Origin of the sequence: Sphingobacterium prati (assembly GCF_013167215.1) — a bacterium.
Lineage (GTDB): Bacteria > Bacteroidota > Bacteroidia > Sphingobacteriales > Sphingobacteriaceae > Sphingobacterium > Sphingobacterium prati.
In genome coordinates this window covers 309,601-328,034 of record NZ_JABJWY010000024.1, presented here as the reverse complement: position 1 = coordinate 328,034, position 18,434 = coordinate 309,601, and the positions used below count along the sequence as shown (strand labels likewise).

The window sequence follows — 18,434 nt, the reverse complement described above, 5'->3', positions numbered from 1 at the left end:
ATAGTGCTGTGTGACGACTCGTGCTATGCGCTAACATTGCCGTTTTGTGCGTTCCAATTGTCGGATGCCTGGGATTTTTCATGAGCAGTTTATGTTAATTTGTTATTAAATTATCTTTAAATATGTTTATTTTAGTGTTTAAATATGTTTAAATATATTAAATTTGTTTGTATTTTATTTTTTATAATAAATTTTAATGTTTAATATTGTTGAATAACATATACCTAAGTTTCATAATAACCAATTGGATCGGGATAATCTCAGTGGTATGAATGATAAATCTATAATTCTTATACAATCAAAATGAATAAAACATTTCGTTTGGCTGCGTTATTATGTGCAATGCCTATAAGCATGGCTTTGGCACAGCAGGCCGCCATGAAGGGTCGTGTCGTTGATGCACAGGGGCATCCGCTAATAGGGGCGACCGTTAAGGTTAAAGGGAGTGCTGCCGGTCCTTCGGCTGTGTTGGACAATGGTGAATTTAGTTTAAACGTAAAAAATGGGGATACAATAATTGTCACCATGCTCGGGTATGCACAGCGGGAGGTTGTTTATCAGGGGCAGGCTAATTTAGCTATTGTACTGGAGGGGAGTGCGACCAACATCGAAGAAGTTGTTGTTGTTGGATATGGTACGCAAAAGAAAGTTAATTTAACGGGGGCTGTTTCCGTTATCGAAAGTGGCCAGCTCGAACGCCGGCCTAATCTTTCGACTTCATCGGCCTTACAGGGGTTGGCTCCGGGTGTGACGGTGACCTCGCAGACTGGCGCTCCGGGTGGCGATGGCGGACAGATCCGGATCCGGGGAATTAATTCTTTTGGTGGTTCTGATTCCTCCCCATTGGTGATTATAGACGGTGTGGCGGGATCGATAGATAATATTGACTACAATCTGATCGAAAGTATCTCTGTGCTCAAAGATGCGGCTTCTTCTGCTATCTATGGTTCGCGGGCTGCCAATGGCGTGATATTGATTACGACGAAAAGAGGGAAGGACAAGTTGGCTATAGATTATAAGGGTTATATCGGTATGCAGGATCCTACCGCTATCCCTAAGGTGGCCGACGGACTCACGTATATGCGTATGTTTAACGAGGCGAACCGCAATGATGGAAATCAGCCTACTTATACGGATGAGGCCATGGAGGAATATCGCAAATTATCTGCCGCTGACCCGGATAATTTTGATTGGCAAAAGGCAATTCTAAAGGGCTCAGGCTTTACGCAAAATCATTTTTTAAGCCTTTCTGCAAATAGTGGTATTATCCGTGTGGCACCATCGTTTGGTTACGCAACGCAGGATGGGCTGATTAAGAACACGGGCTTTAAACGTTATGTGTTCCGTAATAATATGGACATTACGCCAAGTGATAAATTTTCGGTACGGATGGATCTCTCGGTGACTAATAAAAATAGAAAGCAGATTGCCGGTGAAGGAACGATATGGAATTACTTGGGCCGCATGCCGACGGATTTGCCTATTCGTCATCCCAATGGACTATGGGCTGAGGGTTGGGTAAAAAATAATCCTGTAGCGCAGATCGAAGAGGGCGGGAATAATAATACGAACAACCTGGAATTTATTGGGAATCTATCCCTGAATTATAAACCTACAGCATGGCTCAGTCTGCTGGGAACTGTCGCACCCAGGTATTTAACGAGAAATACGCATCAGTTTACCAAAATGGTAGAAGTATATGATGTAAATGGGGCTTCAGCTGGCTCGGCCAATACGACAACAGATCTGACAGAGCGTTCTTACAGGCAATATTTTGGTAGCTATTTTGTGACGGCAACGGCTGATAGATCATATGGAGACCATAGTTTTAAAATGATGGTGGGGACCTCCCGGGAATCTTTTAATGAAAAGTTTTTGATGGGTTACCGCCGGGACTTTATGTATGACACTTATGAGGTTTTAAATGCCGGGGCTGACAATGCAACAAAGAATAATGGCAGTACAATTGATGAGTGGCTGCTGATATCACAGTTTGGTCGATTGAATTACAGCTTCAAAGATCGCTATTTATTTGAAGCGAATATCAGGCATGACGGAAGTTCCAGGTTTGTCGAAAAAAACAGGTGGTCCACCTTTCCCTCTTTCTCTGCAGGCTGGCGCCTGAGCGAGGAACCCTTTATGAAAAATTTAAAAGGAGTGGTCAATCAGCTTAAATTAAGAGGCTCATGGGGTAAGCTCGGAAATCAGAATATCGGTGATTCTTATTACCCTTTCGCTTCGCAGCTGGCCTTGGGAAGTATATCCATGGGCGGACAATTGTATCCATTGGTATCGCAGAATGAAATGGCTAATGAAAGATTGGTGTGGGAATCTACGACGATGAGTGGGGCGGGGCTCGATGCGGTATTGTTTAAGAATTTTAGCCTGACTTTCGACTGGTATAGCAAGACGACCAATGGGATTTTGCTCAAACTTGATATACCTGCCGTACACGGACTTCCCGGACCGTTTCAGAATGCAGGCAAGGTGCAGAATAAAGGCTGGGAGCTTGCTGTTCGTTATGATAAGAAATTTGGGGATTTTAAACTTGGTTTAGGTGGGAATATAGCTGATGTCAAGAACAAGATCCTGGATATGAGCAATACAACAATGGGGACATTTTTACGTCAGCAGACGGGATATTCGATTAATTCTATTTATGGCTATGTGGCTGATGGTTATTACCAAGATGCGGATGAAATCAAAAACGGTCCTGCCCAGTTCGGAACGTTGCAGCCAGGCGACATTCGTTATAAGGATATCGCGGGAGGATTCGATGGGGCTGGTAACCCGATACCGGATGGCAAAATCAATGAAAGTGATAAACTGATCATTGGTAATACGATTCCACGTTATACCTATGGTGTAAATCTGGATCTGAGTTACAAAGGGCTTCGACTGAATGCATTTGTGCAGGGAGTGGCCAAAGCGGATGGCTACCTGAGTTCGCATTATGTTGTCCCGCTGGCAATGGCAAGTGCTGTCAAAGAATGGCAGACCGATTACTGGACGGTAGACAATCCGGATGCTGCATTGCCGCGCTTATCGCATTCTTCGACCAACAATACGCAAAACTCCACTTTCTGGATGCGGAGTGCAGCTTATCTGCGGCTTAAAAATGTACAATTGGGGTATGAAATTCCACAGCAACTATTAGCTAAATTGAAATTGAATGGGCTGTTTGTTTATGTTAATGGACAAAATCTCTTTACGAAAACCAATTTCTATAAAGGATATGATCCTGAAATCAATTACAATGCAGGAGCCAGTGAAGGGGTTTCATTGGGAGATGGTAATTTCTATCCGCAGGTAAAAGTGTACACGTTTGGTGTTGATTTTAAATTTTAATGAAAACATGAAGAATCGCATAAAAATATATTTTGGTATAGCGCTGCTGGCTGCAACGGTTAGTAGCTGTAATTTGGATAAAGAACCGCTGAACGGCCCCGCTACGGGTACGTTTCCAAGCAATGAAACCGAAGCTGAGAATGGGTTGCTGGGGGCTTACAAGGCGCTGACCCTCCTGGATGCGAGCAGTACACCGTTTTTGCATGTGCTCGACAATATTACGGATATCGGTTATGCACGTCCGGGTAATAATTATACGCCCGGCATAACCAGCTCATATACGACTGATAATACCTTGGCTACGAAACCTTGGACAGCACATTATAAAACGCTTGCTCGGGTGCATTTGGTGTTGGATAAATTGCCGGGATTACAAGGAAAGATTCCGCCCGAAAAGTTGAAGCAATTGGATGCAGAGCTCCGTTTTATTCGTGCCTACGTGTATTCGCAATTGATTGAATTGTATGGGGGAGTACCTTTATTGACTAAAAATGTACCTTTGGGAGAGGCGAATATCGCCAAAACGGATGCTGCTGAAATTAGGCAATGGATCATTGAGGAGCTGACCGCGATTGCGGATGCTTTACCTGTTAACCAGTCCGCTTACGGAAAAGTAAGAGCGAGCAGTGTTGCCGCCTATATGTTAAAGGCCCGGGTTGCACTTTATGCGGGTCAATTTGATCTTGCCGCAGCGTCAGCTGATCAGGGGATTAAGCTTTCAAACGGATTGCATGAGCTGACTCCTTTCAATGAAAGCATAAATTATGCTGGCAAGAGCCATGTTGCGGGCGAGCCTGATGTGAGCAATATTTTTGGACATGAGGGGTTCAAGAGCAGTAAAGAGTGGATCTGGGTCATGGAATATAATATCAATGTTCCCGGAAATGTTCACAATCAGCAATATTATGCGGCTTCACGCCTTGGTAGAGGGGTGGCTTATTGGGGTCCAACGCAAGATTTCATCGACTCTTTTCAGGCTTCTGACGGTCTTTCGATTACCGAATCTACTGAATATGATGCTTCCAATCCTTTTGCGAATAGGGATCCGAGATTGGATATGTATTGTGTGCGGCCCGGATCTCGATTTCTTGGCTATCAATTTGAAATGAACAGCTCGTTTAAAAATGTGTTAAATTATTGGCCCATATTGAGCGCGGCCAGTGATGAGCCGTCTACAGTCGCTAACGCGGATCAGTCTAATGCTGCCCGGTCATATAGCGGTTATTTGTGGCGGAAACATGTGGATATCAAAGATTTTGCAACGACTTCCGTCAATGGGCAAAGTGATCTGAATATCGGGATTTTTAGGTATGCAGAATTGCTTTTGATCTATGCAGAAGCTAAAATAGAAGCGAATAAGATTGATAATTCGGTGTACGATGCCATCAATCAGATACGTCTTCGGGCGCATATGCCGGTACTTAAAGCTGGTCTTAGTCAGGCCGAATTAAGGAAAGCACTCCGTTATGAGCGTAAGGTCGAACTCGCTAGCGACGGCTTCAGGTGGTACGATCTGCGCCGCTGGGGAATTGCCAATCAGATTTTGAATGGTAATCTTTATCTTAACCGCGATGCAAATAAGTGGACTTCGGCAGTCCTGACCAAAATCGACGATAACGCTTCGCCGGTTTACAATACAGCGTTGGCGAATAAGGTTTTTGGTGTTCAGAATGTTATTTTTAAAATAAATAAGGATGAATTTTGGCCGATACCCGAAAGCGAAATTGTGATGGTCCCGAATCTGAAACAAAATCCTGGATACTAAAAGCGCTGTTCAAAAAGAAGGCCTTTAGCTGTTGAAACCTAAAGGCTTTCTTTCTGGTCAAGCAATGATTACTTTTACGCCGAGTTCCTCTATATTTTTGACATCACTTTCGGAGACCTTATTGTCCGTGATGATATAATGGATGTCTTCAATGTTGCATACCTTTCCGAGCCCTCTCTTTCCAAATTTGCTGCTGTCTGCCAGTACAATGACAGTTTGAGATGTTTCAAGCATTTTTTGGTTAAGGGTTGCTTCGGAAAGATTACTGATTGAAATGCCGAATTCGATATCTATACCATCTACGCCAAGAAAAAGAAGACTGCAGCTTACTTCGTCGAGCAATCTTGATGCATAGTGACCGGCTACCGAGGATGAATTTGGCCTGATCAGCCCGCCCAGCTGTAAGACTTCGATGTTTTTCTTGTTGCTAAGTTCGAGTCCGACTTTAAGCGCAGGAGTGATCACTGTCAGATGCTGTGTAGTTTCTAGATTTTTTGCCAGGGCATAGGCAGTGGTGCCTGAGCCGATCATGATCGAGTCGTTGTTTTTGATCAGTTTAATCGCAGCTTTGGCTATTCGTTCTTTATCATCGCTATTGATGGATTCTTTTTCCATGATATGGCGATCTCCCGCATAGGGATTGTAGGCAGAAGCGCCACCTTTTGTGCGAAATAAAAGGTTTTTATCTTCTAAAAGTTTAAGATCCTTACGAATCGTTACGCTGGAGACTTCCATTGCCCTGCTTAACCAATCGATGGAAATTTTTCCTTTTTCTTTAAGTTTCTTGAGTATGAATTCGTGTCGCTCTGTTATACTTTTCATAATGCTACAAGTTTATTGGCAAATATACTGTGTTGAAAATTAAACTTCAAGCCTCTAAATGTTAAATTATCTTTTTTTTTATTTAAAAATGTTTTATTTTGCTTTTTTTGTTATAAATTTGATTAATCAAAATAAAAGAAAAAAACCACAATCTATTTATGTCCAAGTTTGTCCTTCCGATTGCTCCGCTGTATAGGCGTTGGTTAATTATTCTCGTTATATTTTTGGCAATTGTCTTCAATTATTATGATCGCCAGATTGTGTCTATCTTAAAACCTATGCTAAAAGCGGAGTATGGTCTTGGGGACGATGGCTATGCATTGGTTATTAATGTTTTTACTTTGTTCTATGCGCTTATGTATCCGGTCTCCGGTTGGCTTGTGGATCGGTTTGGCGAACGGCGGGTGATGTTAATCGGTATTCTGGGTTGGTCTCTGGCTTGTTTTGGTGGTGGATTTTCGCGCACCTTCGGTTCTTTTCTTTTTTTTCGTGGATTGCTGGGCGCTTCCGAACCTGCTAATTTCCCTGCGCAATTAAAGGTAATTACGGTCTGGTTTTCGGGCAAGATGCGGGCTACTGCCAATAGCCTTTGCATAGCCGGCAGTTCAATAGGGGCTATCATTGCCCCGCCGATGGTCGCCTGGCTGGCAATTTCCTACAATTTTCATACGGTCTTTATTGTAGCGGGCGTAATTGGCCTGGTGATCGCCTTGCTGTGGTTTTTGATTTACATTGAACCACCCGCTGCCATCGCTGAGGAAAACACGGTTGAACCTAAGCAATCGTCCTCGGCCTTTACCTGGAGGCAACTGTGGGGCAGAAAGTCGTTGTGGGGGATTCTGTTAATTCGATTCGTAAGTGATCCAGTTTGGTATTTTTGTTTGTTTTGGTTGCCAGGTTATCTTCAGGAAGAATCGGGCTTGACCTTGGCTCAGATTGGAATGTTTGGCTGGATACCATTTCTGTTGGCAGATTTAGGTGCTATTGGGACATCGGCTTGGTCCGATAGACTGGTCAGGAGGGGGAAAGACCCACTTCTGGCACGCAAGATTATGTTAACTGCGGTGGCGTTGCTGGCTCCGCTCTGTTGCCTCACCACTTATATTGCTAATCCTTATCTTACGTTGCTCATTTTTGGATTAGTGGCTATAGCCTGTTTGAGTTGGTTGTTTACGATCAGCGTGGTCATTGCCGAGGCATTTCCTGTGGCTAATGTTGCCTCTGTTTTGGGTATTGCTGGCGGTTTTGGTGCCCTGGGGGCGGTCCTGTTTAATTATTTCGTCGGACAGATGCTGGGTTCGGTAGGTGCGGGCACCGTATTTATAATCATGGCATTTATGCATCCTTTAGCGGTATTGATCCTATGGACAATGGTAAAAAAAGAGCTTCCCGTGGTCGCGGAGCAGCAGCGGGCCGAATCGTTAGTCGTATAAAATCCCTTGACGTTCGTCTTTGTTTGTGTTTAACGTATTTATGTAGTTTGTGAAATAAATTTTTATAGAAATGAACAGTATGAAAAAGATTAGTGAACCTGCAAGAGAGGTTCCGGTAAGAATGGAGGTCGATGTATTGGTTGTCGGTGGAGGGCCTGCAGGTATTATTGCGGCGCAGGCCGCAGCTTCGGATGGTCTGAAAGTGGCTTTGATTGATAACAGAAGTTTTGTTGGTGGCAATATGACGATCGGTCTACCAATTTTGGGCTTTCTTGGGCAAAAGGGGAATCAGATCATCAAAGGTCTTCCACAGCGTTTTATCGATAGGTTGAAAGCTGTGGATGCGGCATCGGAGCACCGTCCTTGTCCATTGCACATGAGTCTTACGTTGGTAGAGCCCGAAGCGGTTAAAAATATTGGTTTAAAAGTTTTGGAAGAGGCAGGGGTAGAAGTCCTGCTGTATGTTTTTTCGGCAGGCGTGGTGATGGAGGGCGATGTGCTCAAAGGGGTGTTCATTGAAAGCAAATCTGGCCGGGAAGTAATTCTCGCAAAAACAATCATCGATTGTACGGGTGACGCCGATGTGGCCTTCAGGGCAGGGGTTGCCTGTGAGCAGGGGAATGAAACTGGTGGGGCGCAGCCACCGACACTGATGTTTTGCATGGGGGGTGTTGATACCGAAAAGCTGCGTATGTCCATTGCTGAAGAACCCCGGACGTATCTGACGGATTTTATTCCCGCTGAATATTTTGGGCAGAATAACCAGTTTATCGTCGTTGGATTACGCAGCGTGATGGAGAAAGCGAGACTGGCGGGGTACCATTTGCCTGTTGAGCGTACGATATTAATCACAGGACTCCGAGAAGGAGAGGTGTGGGTTAATATGTCTCGCGTGAATGGGGTGGACGGCACCAATCCAGCCAGTCTGACATTTGGAGAAATAGAAGGGCGCAAACAGGTCGAAGAGATTCAGCGTTATTTGGTGGAATTCGTTCCGGGATTTGAGCAGGCTAAATTTACTAAAATGGCTCCTTTTCTGGGAATTCGGGAGACTAGGCGTATTGTAGGCCAATATGTACTTACGGCCGATGATATTTTAGCATGCACGCGTTTTGACGATGCTATTGCTGTAGCGAGCTACCCGCTCGATATCCATCATCCTGAAGGGGGAGGCTGTACCCTGACCTGGTGTGGGGACAGTTATGATATTCCATATCGTTCGTTGTTGCCTACACATATTAAAAACCTATTGGTGGCAGGGCGATCGATTTCTACGACGCATGAGGCGATGTCTGCGATTCGTGTAATGGCCCCTTGTATGGCCATGGGGGAAGCTGCCGGACGTGCTGCTAAAATCGCGGTTCGTAAAGGTGTTTCTCCCGCTGAAATCAATGTTGATGAGCTTCGTAGGGAACTTATTGCCGAAGGGGCATATCTTGGAGAAAATGAAACGGTCGTCTGATATGATAAAGGATACTAACAAGGATTTGCTAGGTCGAAGAGGTTTTTTGCAAAAGTTTGGGGCGGCTGCGCTTGTGTCGCTGCTATCCTTGGACGATACTGTTGCCAGCGGGCTTGTCAAAAAAGATAATCTTCGTGTCTTGACCTGTAATATACGGGTAGATCTTGAAGAGGACGCGGCAAAGGGATTGGGCTGGCAGCAACGCCGGGCGGCATGTCTGGAAGTGATCAAGCGGCAGCGGCCGGATATCATCGGTTTTCAGGAAGTCCTGTATAATCAATTTATAGCTATTAAAGATGCGATGCCGGAATATCTTGCGCTGGGATTCGATGGCCCGGAAATGGACGCCATTAAAACGGGGTATCATGGTATTGCAAAAAATCCAATTTTATTTTCCAAAAAGCGGTTTGAGCTGTTGGCAGCTGGTACATATTGGCTATCCGAGACGCCGTTGATGGGCGGAAGTGTTTCTTGGGGCTCAGCACGCGCCCGTAATGCCTGTTGGGTACGGTTGTACGACCGCTATAGCAAAAAGGAGTTTCGCTTGGTAAATCTTCATCTGGATCATGTCAATGCCGAAGCAAAACTGAAGCAGATAGCGGTGGTACTGGATGAGTCTGCGCAATATGCCGATGGATTTGTGCAGGTCATGACCGGCGATTTTAATGTTGGGCCTGACAGCCAGGTGCACCAGAATGTACTGTCAGCAGGCTGGAAAGATACTTTTATTGAACTGCATGGTACGAAAGATGTTGGTGGTACGACCCACGGATTTAAAGGTGAGCAGTATGAGAAGAAGGACCGGGCAAAAAAAATCGACTTTATATTTACCAAAGGTCCGGTTGTTCCTAAAGCGTCAGTCATTATCAAAGACAATGTTAAGGGGATTTACCCGAGTGATCATTATTTTTTGCTTGCTGAACTTGAATTATAAATAGGCACAGCAATTTTTAAAAAGCAATATGTTTAATATTGCTTTTTTTTGTTTAATAATTTTTTATTTAATGTTATTTTATATTTTATTTTGTTTTATTTTGTTAATTTAGTGCTGTAAAGTAACCAATATTCAAAAAAACTAAATTATGGTACACATACTTGGGAAATGGGGAATTCCTTCAAATTTAAAATGGGGTTATCTGGGTATCCTCCTTTTTATGATGGGCGATGGTGTTGAACAGGGCTGGTTGAGTCCCTATCTAATAGCGCATGGAATGAATATACAGCAGTCAGCTAGTTTATTTACGGTTTATGGAGTGACAATTGCCATCTCTTCTTGGTTTTCGGGTGTACTTGCCGAAAATTACGGCCCGCGCAGATCCATGGTCATGGGCTTACTGCTTTATATGATCGGTACAATCGGTTTTGTCGGACTTGGGATGCAAAAGCTTGATTTTACTTTCATGCTGTTATTTTATGCCATTCGTGGTTTCGGTTATCCCTTGTTTGCTTATTCCTTTATGGTCTGGATTACCTATCGTACACCTCAATCGATGTTAGGGCGTGCTGTGGGCTGGTTTTGGTTTGTTTTTACGGGGGGATTGAACGTACTCGGTGCTTATTATTCAAGCTGGGCCTTAGAGTACATGGGCTACCAGAATACGCTGTGGTCCTCGTTGTTATGGGTCTTGATCGGCGCTTTTTTCGCCTTGGTTTTAAACCGTGACCGATTTGCGATCCCTCATGCCGGGCAATCGAAATTAAAAGATATGCTGAAAGGACTGACCATTGTTAGGCGCGAGCCTAAGGTCTTGTTGGGCGGAATCGTAAGGGTGATCAATACCACGGCACAGTTTGCTTTTCCGGTCTTTCTGCCCATGTATATGGCCCAATATGGTTTTGAGACCAAAGCTTGGTTGCAGATTTGGGGTACCATTTTTACCAGCAATATCGTCTTTAACCTCCTATTTGGATTTGTTGGAGATCGGCTTGGCTGGCGTAACACCATTATGTGGTTTGGAGGGGTAGGCTGTGCGGTTGCAACACTGCTGTTTTATTATTCTCCGGCTTGGTTTGGCGGTAATTATTGGGCTGTATTGGCAGCAGGCGTACTATGGGGTGCTTTGCTCGCAGGGTACGTCCCACTGTCGGCGCTAGTGCCTTCTTTGGTCAAAGAGGAGAAGGGGTCGGCAATGGCGATTCTCAATCTCGGGGCTGGCCTGCCTGTATTTGTAGGTCCGGTTCTGGTTGGGCTGTGCATCGGTACGCTGGGAAGTGAGGGTGTAGTTTGGATACTGGCGGTCCTTTATTTGTTGAGCGCTTTCTTGACTGCCTTAATCAGACTGCCTGAGCAGCATTCAATTAAAATTGATAGAAATATATAAAATTAAATAGAAGAACGAAAACTATGAAAGTATTATTGACGGCTCCCTATGAGAATGAGAAGGCATTCGGAGAATTGGAAGGTTTGGTTGGCGAAGTTATTTATCGGCCATGGAAACCACATGGCAGAGCCTATAACCCAGCGGAGCTCATTGATCTCTTGCGGGACACGGGAGCGGAGGCCTTGATCGCTGAACATGACGAAATTACTGCGGAGGTGCTTCATGCGAATCCTTCGTTAAAGTTTGTCGGTATTTGCCGCGGCACACCGTCCAATATTGATTTACCTGTAGCCACCAAACTGGGGATTCCTGTTTTTAATACGCCGGCCCGCAATGCGCAGGCTGTCGCTGAAATGTTTATCGCCAATGTGATTACGCTGATGCGTAATACGCTCCCAGCTGTTGACTGGCTGGAAAATAAAAATTGGGGCGTGGGTGCACATACTTCCTATCTGCAATTTAAAGGAAATGAACTTGCTGGAAAGAAAGTGGGAATGGTTGGTTTTGGTGCTGTGGGCCAGCATATCGCACGCATGTTGAGCAGTTTTCCCAGTGAAATTTATTACTTCGATCCCTATTATACGGATGAGAATACCGCGTATAAGAAGGTGGAATTAACCGAACTTTTTTCTTCTTGCGATGTTGTAGGGATACACCTACCCGTAACTCCGGAGACCGTAGGTATGATTGATGCAAAATATCTTTCTTTATTGAAAAAAGAGGCTATTTTTGTTAATACAGCCCGGGCTACGGTGGTCAATCGTGAAGACTTACTTATGCTATTGGAGGCCGGACAGATCCGTGGTGCTGTGCTCGATGTATTTTATCATGAACCTCCAGATGAGATTGACTATAAAATGATCCTCCACAAAAATGTCATTGCCACACCGCATATTGCCGGCGCTACGCACGAAGTAGAGGACCATCATGCATTTATTATGAACAATAACCTGAAGGAGTATTTTGTGAATGGAAATAAGACGATTCGTCAATTGGTAAATAAAGCTGTACTAGAAAACTTAAATGTATAAAAGGTGATAAAAAAAGCATATTTGATTGTAGATATCGGTACGGGGAATGCGCGTGTCGGCGTAGCATCCCCTGCGGGTGAGTTATTGAGCATAAAACGGGAAAATGTACAGTATGAATCTGACAATCGTTACGAAGAATCTATTTACTTTGACCCCAATAATCTCTGGGCGGAAATTCTTCGTCTGTCTGCTGAAGCGATGGCAGAAGCCGGTTCGGTACAAATTGAAGCGATCACGGCAACCAGTCAGCGCGAGGGTATCGTCATTATGGACAAAGACGGAAACTCGGTTTTGGGGATGCCGAATATAGATCATCGGGGAAGGGCATGGGAGAACGAACTGGCAGCTAAAGCTCAGGTGTATCAAATAACCGGCAGATACCCAACTTCTCTTTTTTCGGCATTCAAATTGGTCGGTCTTCGCGAGGTATATCCCGCTATCTTTAATGATATCGCTTGCTTTATGAGTATTAGCGACTGGGTTCAATATAAATTTTCAGGAATTTGCGGTTATGAGCATTCGCAAGCTTCCGAAACTTTATTGTATGATGTTGCCAGAAAAAATTGGAGCCAGGAGTTATTTGCGCAGTTTAATTTGCCTACTGCCATTGTTCCGCCGTTGAAAGAAGCGGGTTCCATTTTGGGGGATATTCTACCCGATCTCGCCGTAAAAATGGGGATCAATGCTGGGGCTAAGGTGATTGTTGGTGGCGGCGATACGCAACTGGCCATCAAAAGTATTGCGCCATCAGCTAACGACGTTGTGATCGTTTCGGGTACAACAACACCTATTATCAAGATTGTTGAGGATTATGTTTTGGATTCGGATCGGCGTACTTGGACCAGCCGCCATGTTGAAGCCGATGAGTTTATCCTAGAAGCCAATGCTGGTGTGACGGGGCTCAATTACCAACGTCTGAAGGAGATCTTCTATCCAAACGAAGGCTATGATATCATCGAAAAAGAACTGGAAAAAGTGACCTACTCGCAGTGTGTGGCTTCACTGGGGTCGCTTATCGCAGACGAGGACAAACCGCTTACCAAAGGGGGATTTATTTTTAATGCCCCGGTCTCTCATCAATTGACCAGAGGTAGTTTTGTTTTTGCTATCCTTTGGGATATAGCATGTAGCATTTATGAGAATTATAAGTTTTTATGTGCTGTATCGCCGCACAATGAAAGCTATATCTGGGCCTGTGGTGGTGGTATGGAAAGCCGGAAATTACGACAATTTATCGCTAATTTATTTGGCAAAAGCATCAAGATCAGGGATACCTTTCGGCAAGCATCCGTTTTGGGCGGAGTCCTTGTCTGTAACGAAGCACTTGGTTTGGAAAATTTTGAACCTGTGCTGTTGGACGAAGTCGAACCCCAAAATCACGAACAATTTGAGCAATTGTATTTGGAGTGGAAAAATGCACGCAGAACATTTAAGCAAGTGACCTCATAGATGGATACCTATTTCTTTGGATTGGATGTTGGCACACAGGGTGCACGTGCCGTGTTGGTCGATCAGCTCGGAAATATAATGGGGTCAGAATCGGTGAAATTCGATCTCGATGAGCGGTTTAGAGAAGAGCAGTCCCCTGCTATATGGTGGCGTGACTGTGCCGCTATTATTACCAAAATTTTGGCGGGATTGCCACAGGCGATCGATAAAGAGGCCATTCGGGCAATTTCTGTAACGTCGACTTCGGGAACGGTTATACCTCTTGATCGAAATAACCTTCCGCTTCACGATGCGATCATGTACAGCGATGGCCGGTCTGTAAAGCAAGGGGAGCGTTGTATGCAAGCGGCAAAAGACCATGTACAACATGGTTATACCGGATTCAATTCCTCGAGTGGAATGAGCAAAATGCTGTGGTATGTAGAGCATTATCCCGATAAAGTAAAAGATATCGCTTTATGGATCCATGCCTCGGATTATATCGTAGGTAAGCTGTCGGGGAATTATCACATGACTGACTACACCAATGTGCTCAAGAGCGGATACGACCTGAATGCCTTGGAATGGCCTTCTTATATTGTTGATGTATTGGGTATGAAGCCTGAATGGTTACAACAGGTTGTCCCGTCCGGTACAATCATCGGTAAATTGAGTGCGGACCTGGCAAGGGCTTGGCAGCTACCGCGTATTGATGTGGTTGTCGGAATGACGGATGGCTGTGCGACTCAGATGGCGTCAGGAGCCGTAAATCCTGGAGAGTGGAACACGACGATTGGTACTACTTTAGTCATCAAAGGGGTGACCAAATCACAAGTCATTGATCCCTTGGGGAGGTTATATAGCCATCGCCATCCTGAGGGGCACTGGATGCCCGGCGGGGCGAGCAATACAGGGGCGGACTGGATTAGCCTGGATTTTCAGGCTGATTTTCAGGAATTGACCGAACAGGTACCCGCATTGATTCCTACGGGGCTGTTAGCCTGGCCGCTCAAACATAAGGGGGAGCGCTATCCTATTATGGCAGCTCAGGCTCGTGGTTTTGAACCCGAATCTGTCTCCCGGGAACTCCTGTTTGCAGCCAATTTAGAAGGGGTAGCTTTTATTGAGCGGTTAGCCTATGAGATTATTGAGGAACTGTCCGGTGAAAAAGTCAATGCCGTATTTACCGCCGGAGGTGGAAGTAATAGCAAGGTCTGGTTGAGGATCAGGAGCGCCGTGCTGAACGTGCCGATTTTCAAATGTAAGGAGGCAACCGGTGCACTGGGGGCGGCAATTATGGCCGCATCATACAGCTATTATGGTTCTTTGGAAGAAGCTGCTTCAAAAATGACCCATAAAGAAATGCAGGTCTTTCCCGATATGGAATTAGCCGATTCCTATGAAGGACAATATCAACAGTTCAAATATAAACTCAAACAATTAGGCTATATTTAAGATGGTAACGATTATACTTTTAAGACACGGCGAAACGGCGTATAATGCCAATGGAAATCGGTATTGTGGACGTACGGATATCGCGCTGACTGGTAAAGGAGTAGATCAGGCCAGGCGTATGCGGCATCTATTGGAAGGATATAATTTTGAAGGGGTCTTCTGTTCTCCACTGATCCGCGCCCGTCAGACCGCTGAGATTGCATCGGGAGCGGCACATGAATTACAGGTGGACAATAGATTGATCGAAATTGATTTTGGACAATGGGAAGGAAAGTGTTCGTCTGATTTTATTGCCGAGGATCCTCAGGCTTGGGACAATTGGTTGCAGTCACCAGAGAATTATGCAGCAGGAAGAGTAGGAGAGACCGGACGCCAGGTGATCGATCGTGTCAAAAGTTTTTATGATGATATCCTACAGCGCTACGATGGTAAAACTGTTTTGATCGTTGGTCATAATGGAATCAATCGGCTGTTTTTAGCCTATCAGCTCGGGATGCCGCTGGCTAACTACCGACGAATTGTCCAGGAGAATTCTGCTTTGACACTATTTACTTTAGATAAAGTGGCTGGTTTTAATTTATTAAAATTGAATGCCTGAACTTTTTTTGAATGGATCAATTGTTTATTAAGGAGCACAACGTATTCATTCATAGCGCAGGCTCTTGCTGTGAAGCGATATATACACAAATTTTTAACCGTTAAAAATAAGTTAGTGATGAGAAAAATAGGTTTTTTTATCAGTTTGTTAGCTAGTACGATGGCATTGGGGGCACTGCAGGCGCAGGAGCTTCATACGCTTGACTTTAAAACCTGTAAAGCGATGCGTGCATATTTTCGCTATTCACCTGGTAAAAAGATAATAAGCGGCCATCGTGGTACGATCGAAAATGGACTGCCTGAAAATTCGATCCCGGCATTTGAAGCAGTGCTGAAAAAAACGCCTGCTATTTTCGAAATAGATCCGCGTTACACAAAGGACAGTGTTGCCATACTGATGCATGATGCAACGTTGGAGCGGACAACAAACGGAGTTGGCAAAGTTGCTGATTATACTTGGGCCGAACTTCAGAAATTGAGGTTGCGGGACAAGACGGGCAAGGTGACCCCGTATGGAATCAATACACTTCAGGAAGTGATCGATTGGGCCAAAGGTAAGACCATACTCAATCTGGATAAGAAAGACTTGCCATTGGCTAAGACTGCTGAAATCATACGGCAAAATAATGCGTGTGCCTGGGTCTGGGTGACGGTGCATAATGTCGAACAGGCGAAATATTACCTTGATCAAAATAAAGATCAGTATTTGTCCATGCATATTAAAGACAGGGCAGCTTTAGCTAAATTTGAATCCTCGGGGCTACCCTACGACCGGATGATTGTTTATATCGGTGCTGAAATTGTGCCAGCAAATCAAGAAATGTATCGTTTTTTTAACAACAAAGGGGTGATGTGCATGATATCAACTGCGCCTAGCTACGATAAACTTGCAGAAAAAGAGCAACGTTACGAGAAATATAGCGCTGTATTCGAAGACGGAGCTTCTATTTTAGAGTCTGATTTACCCATAGACGTGAGTCGTGCTATTGGGCAGAAATAAATTGCCATAATCTGTTGCATTACAGATCGTGCTGAAGCTACGCTGGGCGCCATCCTAAGCTTTGCGGCAAGTAGGCTACTCCGAAGCTGGCGACCTAAAGGCCCAGAGAAGTAACAAAAGGCTTGGCTTTAATAACAAAGGGTATGAATAACAAAGGGTATTCCTATTGCATGAATACCCTTTGTAATCCTATAAAAAGAGATGTTATTTATCCGTAGGGGGGAGCTCTACCTTTCCGTTTACCTGCTGCATAACCAGGCGGTGGAAATAGTCGACAATGTCTGCATAGTGGCGATCGTTTGCAAGGTTAATCATTTGATGGGGATCGGTAAGGGCATCTGTAAGCGATTTCCCGGCACCATGTCCGAAAAATTCTGCATACCGCCATTTTTCCGTACGAACGGTAATTCCCGTCACACCTTTCCCGTTTTCGCTCCAAACGGTATATGCGGGCCTTTCCCAAGTTTGATCAGGCTGGTATAGCAATGGTTTTAAACTTTTCCCTTCTAAGCCCCCGTAACCGGGTAGTCCACAGAGGTCGACTAAGGTTGGGTAAATATCCAGCAGTTCCACTACCCGTGGCGATGGCTGCCCATTGCCTTCAGCACGTGGATCGTAGATAATAAAGGGTACACGGGTACCCTGTTCCCACAATGAACCGGCTTTGGACCACTTTCCTTTTTCACCCAGTTGATAGCCATGATCGCTCCAGAAGACCACGATGGTATTTTCCTTTAATCCGGATTCCTCCAGCTTCTTTAGCACCCGACCCACATTCCAGTCCATATAACTGATGCAGGCAAGATAAGCTCTAATGTATTCTTTGGCTTCCTGTGGCGATGCTGTCCGGTTGACAAAGAAATCAGCGTTTCTCCGGCGAATGGACCCGGCAGGAAATCCCACGGGTATGCCGGGCATCGATGAAAAATCAGGCGGCAGGGCGATACTGTCCAGATCATATAGATCAAAGAATTCCTGTGGGGCTACAAACGGGGTATGTGGTTTTGAAAAACCGCAGGCCAAAAAGAATGGCTGCCCCGTTTGCTTAAGGTTTTCTAAATTTTGGATGGCCCGGTCTGCTACTTTCGTATCACCTATTTGCATTGCCTCTTCGCCCGTTAAGGCCGCCCATTTGTCTGATGCTGTCGATGCGGCATAGGGGTCGATACGGGCTGGCGAATTGGTATATTCTTGCCAGTAAGATTGTGAATCCACTGCTGCTGGGGGAGCGCCATTAACCACGGTACCGTATTGGCGCTTTTCTCCGCCAATATCCCAGGCCTCTGTGTCATCTATGCCGCCATGGAAGACCTTACCGCTTCGGATCGTGGTGTACCCGTTTTGCTTAAAATATTTAGGGAGGCTGATCCAATCCGGGAAAGACGCGTTAAACCATTCTCTATTTCCGTAAAGGCCACTTGTTGTCGGGCGTTTTCCAGTTAACAGGGATGACCTGGAGGGATTGCATAATGGATATTGACAATACGCATTTTTGAACCATACGCCCTTCGCTGCTAGGCGATCTAAGTTGGGTGTCTGTGCCAAAGGATGTCCATATATGCCCATATCTGTTCGCAGGTCATCTGAAATCAGAAACAGTACATTATATTTTTTTGGGGCTGAATCTGCTAATCGTTTGTCTTGCGATTGTCCTCGCAAACATAGCGCAGCATTCAGGAAGCAAAGCAACAGGTAATAATATTTTTTCATTGTGATGTATTGGTTGTTATCGCCAACCGGCCAGCAATAGGACGGTACATGCGCTTGGTAAA

At 44.9% G+C, this 18,434-nt stretch carries 13 protein-coding genes; 11 read left to right on the top strand and 2 right to left on the bottom strand.

Going from position 1 to position 18,434, the window contains the following annotated elements; all coding sequences use genetic code 11:
* Nucleotides 1-303 precede the first annotated feature (303 nt).
* Nucleotides 304-3,348, top strand: a complete 3,045-nt coding sequence (locus HPC41_RS07360; RefSeq protein WP_172393385.1) for a SusC/RagA family TonB-linked outer membrane protein — start codon at nucleotides 304-306, stop codon at nucleotides 3,346-3,348.
* Nucleotides 3,349-3,355: 7 nt separating this feature from the next.
* The gene (locus HPC41_RS07355; protein WP_172393384.1) at nucleotides 3,356-5,113 is read left to right on the top strand and encodes a RagB/SusD family nutrient uptake outer membrane protein; all 1,758 of its coding nucleotides are present in this window, start codon (nucleotides 3,356-3,358) and stop codon (nucleotides 5,111-5,113) included.
* Nucleotides 5,114-5,170: 57 nt separating this feature from the next.
* Here the strand turns inward: HPC41_RS07355 and HPC41_RS07350 are convergent, their stop codons facing one another.
* Entirely contained in the window at nucleotides 5,171-5,935 is a 765-nt protein-coding gene (locus tag HPC41_RS07350; RefSeq protein ID WP_172393383.1) for a DeoR/GlpR family DNA-binding transcription regulator, read from the bottom strand.
* 158 nt (nucleotides 5,936-6,093) lie between these two features.
* Between HPC41_RS07350 and HPC41_RS07345 the strand changes: the two genes are divergently transcribed.
* The 9 genes from HPC41_RS07345 (at nucleotide 6,094) to HPC41_RS07305 (ending at nucleotide 16,662) form a co-directional block, all read left to right on the top strand.
* Nucleotides 6,094-7,368, top strand: coding sequence for an MFS transporter (locus HPC41_RS07345; protein ID WP_172393382.1), 1,275 nt, complete (start codon nucleotides 6,094-6,096; stop codon nucleotides 7,366-7,368).
* A 79-nt stretch (nucleotides 7,369-7,447) separates the two neighbouring features.
* Nucleotides 7,448-8,830 (top strand): FAD-dependent oxidoreductase, encoded by a 1,383-nt coding sequence (locus tag HPC41_RS07340; protein ID WP_121125152.1) that lies wholly within the window; start codon nucleotides 7,448-7,450, stop codon nucleotides 8,828-8,830.
* A 1-nt stretch (nucleotide 8,831) separates the two neighbouring features.
* Nucleotides 8,832-9,764: an endonuclease/exonuclease/phosphatase family protein gene (locus tag HPC41_RS07335; RefSeq protein ID WP_172393381.1), complete on the top strand. Its 933-nt coding sequence runs from the start codon at nucleotides 8,832-8,834 to the stop codon at nucleotides 9,762-9,764.
* Nucleotides 9,765-9,912: 148 nt separating this feature from the next.
* Nucleotides 9,913-11,151, top strand: a complete 1,239-nt coding sequence (locus HPC41_RS07330; RefSeq protein WP_216660688.1) for an MFS transporter — start codon at nucleotides 9,913-9,915, stop codon at nucleotides 11,149-11,151.
* 23 nt (nucleotides 11,152-11,174) lie between these two features.
* A complete protein-coding gene (locus HPC41_RS07325; RefSeq protein WP_172393380.1) occupies nucleotides 11,175-12,182 on the top strand; it encodes an NAD(P)-dependent oxidoreductase in 1,008 nt (335 codons plus the stop codon).
* 3 nt (nucleotides 12,183-12,185) lie between these two features.
* Nucleotides 12,186-13,631 carry an FGGY family carbohydrate kinase gene (locus HPC41_RS07320; protein WP_172393379.1) on the top strand — a complete coding sequence of 482 codons (1,446 nt, stop codon included), beginning with the start codon at nucleotides 12,186-12,188 and terminating at the stop codon, nucleotides 13,629-13,631.
* Entirely contained in the window at nucleotides 13,632-15,065 is a 1,434-nt protein-coding gene (locus tag HPC41_RS07315) for an FGGY-family carbohydrate kinase (protein WP_172393378.1), read from the top strand.
* A gap of 1 nt (nucleotide 15,066) precedes the next feature.
* Nucleotides 15,067-15,663, top strand: coding sequence for a histidine phosphatase family protein (locus HPC41_RS07310; RefSeq protein WP_172393377.1), 597 nt, complete (start codon nucleotides 15,067-15,069; stop codon nucleotides 15,661-15,663).
* A gap of 117 nt (nucleotides 15,664-15,780) precedes the next feature.
* Nucleotides 15,781-16,662 (top strand): glycerophosphodiester phosphodiesterase family protein, encoded by an 882-nt coding sequence (locus HPC41_RS07305; protein WP_172393376.1) that lies wholly within the window; start codon nucleotides 15,781-15,783, stop codon nucleotides 16,660-16,662.
* Between the two features lie 204 nt (nucleotides 16,663-16,866).
* Here HPC41_RS07305 and HPC41_RS07300 read toward each other — a convergent pair whose 3' ends face one another.
* Entirely contained in the window at nucleotides 16,867-18,372 is a 1,506-nt protein-coding gene (locus HPC41_RS07300) for a sulfatase (RefSeq protein ID WP_172393375.1), read from the bottom strand.
* Between the last annotated feature and the right edge of the window lie 62 nt (nucleotides 18,373-18,434).

Coding starts and splice junctions, on each gene's coding strand:
- HPC41_RS07360 (WP_172393385.1), top strand. CDS start 304: ATGAATAAAACATTTCGTTTGGCTGCGTTATTATGTGCAATGCCTATA.
- HPC41_RS07355 (WP_172393384.1), top strand. CDS start 3,356: ATGAAGAATCGCATAAAAATATATTTTGGTATAGCGCTGCTGGCTGCA.
- HPC41_RS07350 (WP_172393383.1), bottom strand. CDS start 5,935: ATGAAAAGTATAACAGAGCGACACGAATTCATACTCAAGAAACTTAAA.
- HPC41_RS07345 (WP_172393382.1), top strand. CDS start 6,094: ATGTCCAAGTTTGTCCTTCCGATTGCTCCGCTGTATAGGCGTTGGTTA.
- HPC41_RS07340 (WP_121125152.1), top strand. CDS start 7,448: ATGAAAAAGATTAGTGAACCTGCAAGAGAGGTTCCGGTAAGAATGGAG.
- HPC41_RS07335 (WP_172393381.1), top strand. CDS start 8,832: ATGATAAAGGATACTAACAAGGATTTGCTAGGTCGAAGAGGTTTTTTG.
- HPC41_RS07330 (WP_216660688.1), top strand. CDS start 9,913: ATGGTACACATACTTGGGAAATGGGGAATTCCTTCAAATTTAAAATGG.
- HPC41_RS07325 (WP_172393380.1), top strand. CDS start 11,175: ATGAAAGTATTATTGACGGCTCCCTATGAGAATGAGAAGGCATTCGGA.
- HPC41_RS07315 (WP_172393378.1), top strand. CDS start 13,632: ATGGATACCTATTTCTTTGGATTGGATGTTGGCACACAGGGTGCACGT.
- HPC41_RS07310 (WP_172393377.1), top strand. CDS start 15,067: ATGGTAACGATTATACTTTTAAGACACGGCGAAACGGCGTATAATGCC.
- HPC41_RS07305 (WP_172393376.1), top strand. CDS start 15,781: ATGAGAAAAATAGGTTTTTTTATCAGTTTGTTAGCTAGTACGATGGCA.
- HPC41_RS07300 (WP_172393375.1), bottom strand. CDS start 18,372: ATGAAAAAATATTATTACCTGTTGCTTTGCTTCCTGAATGCTGCGCTA.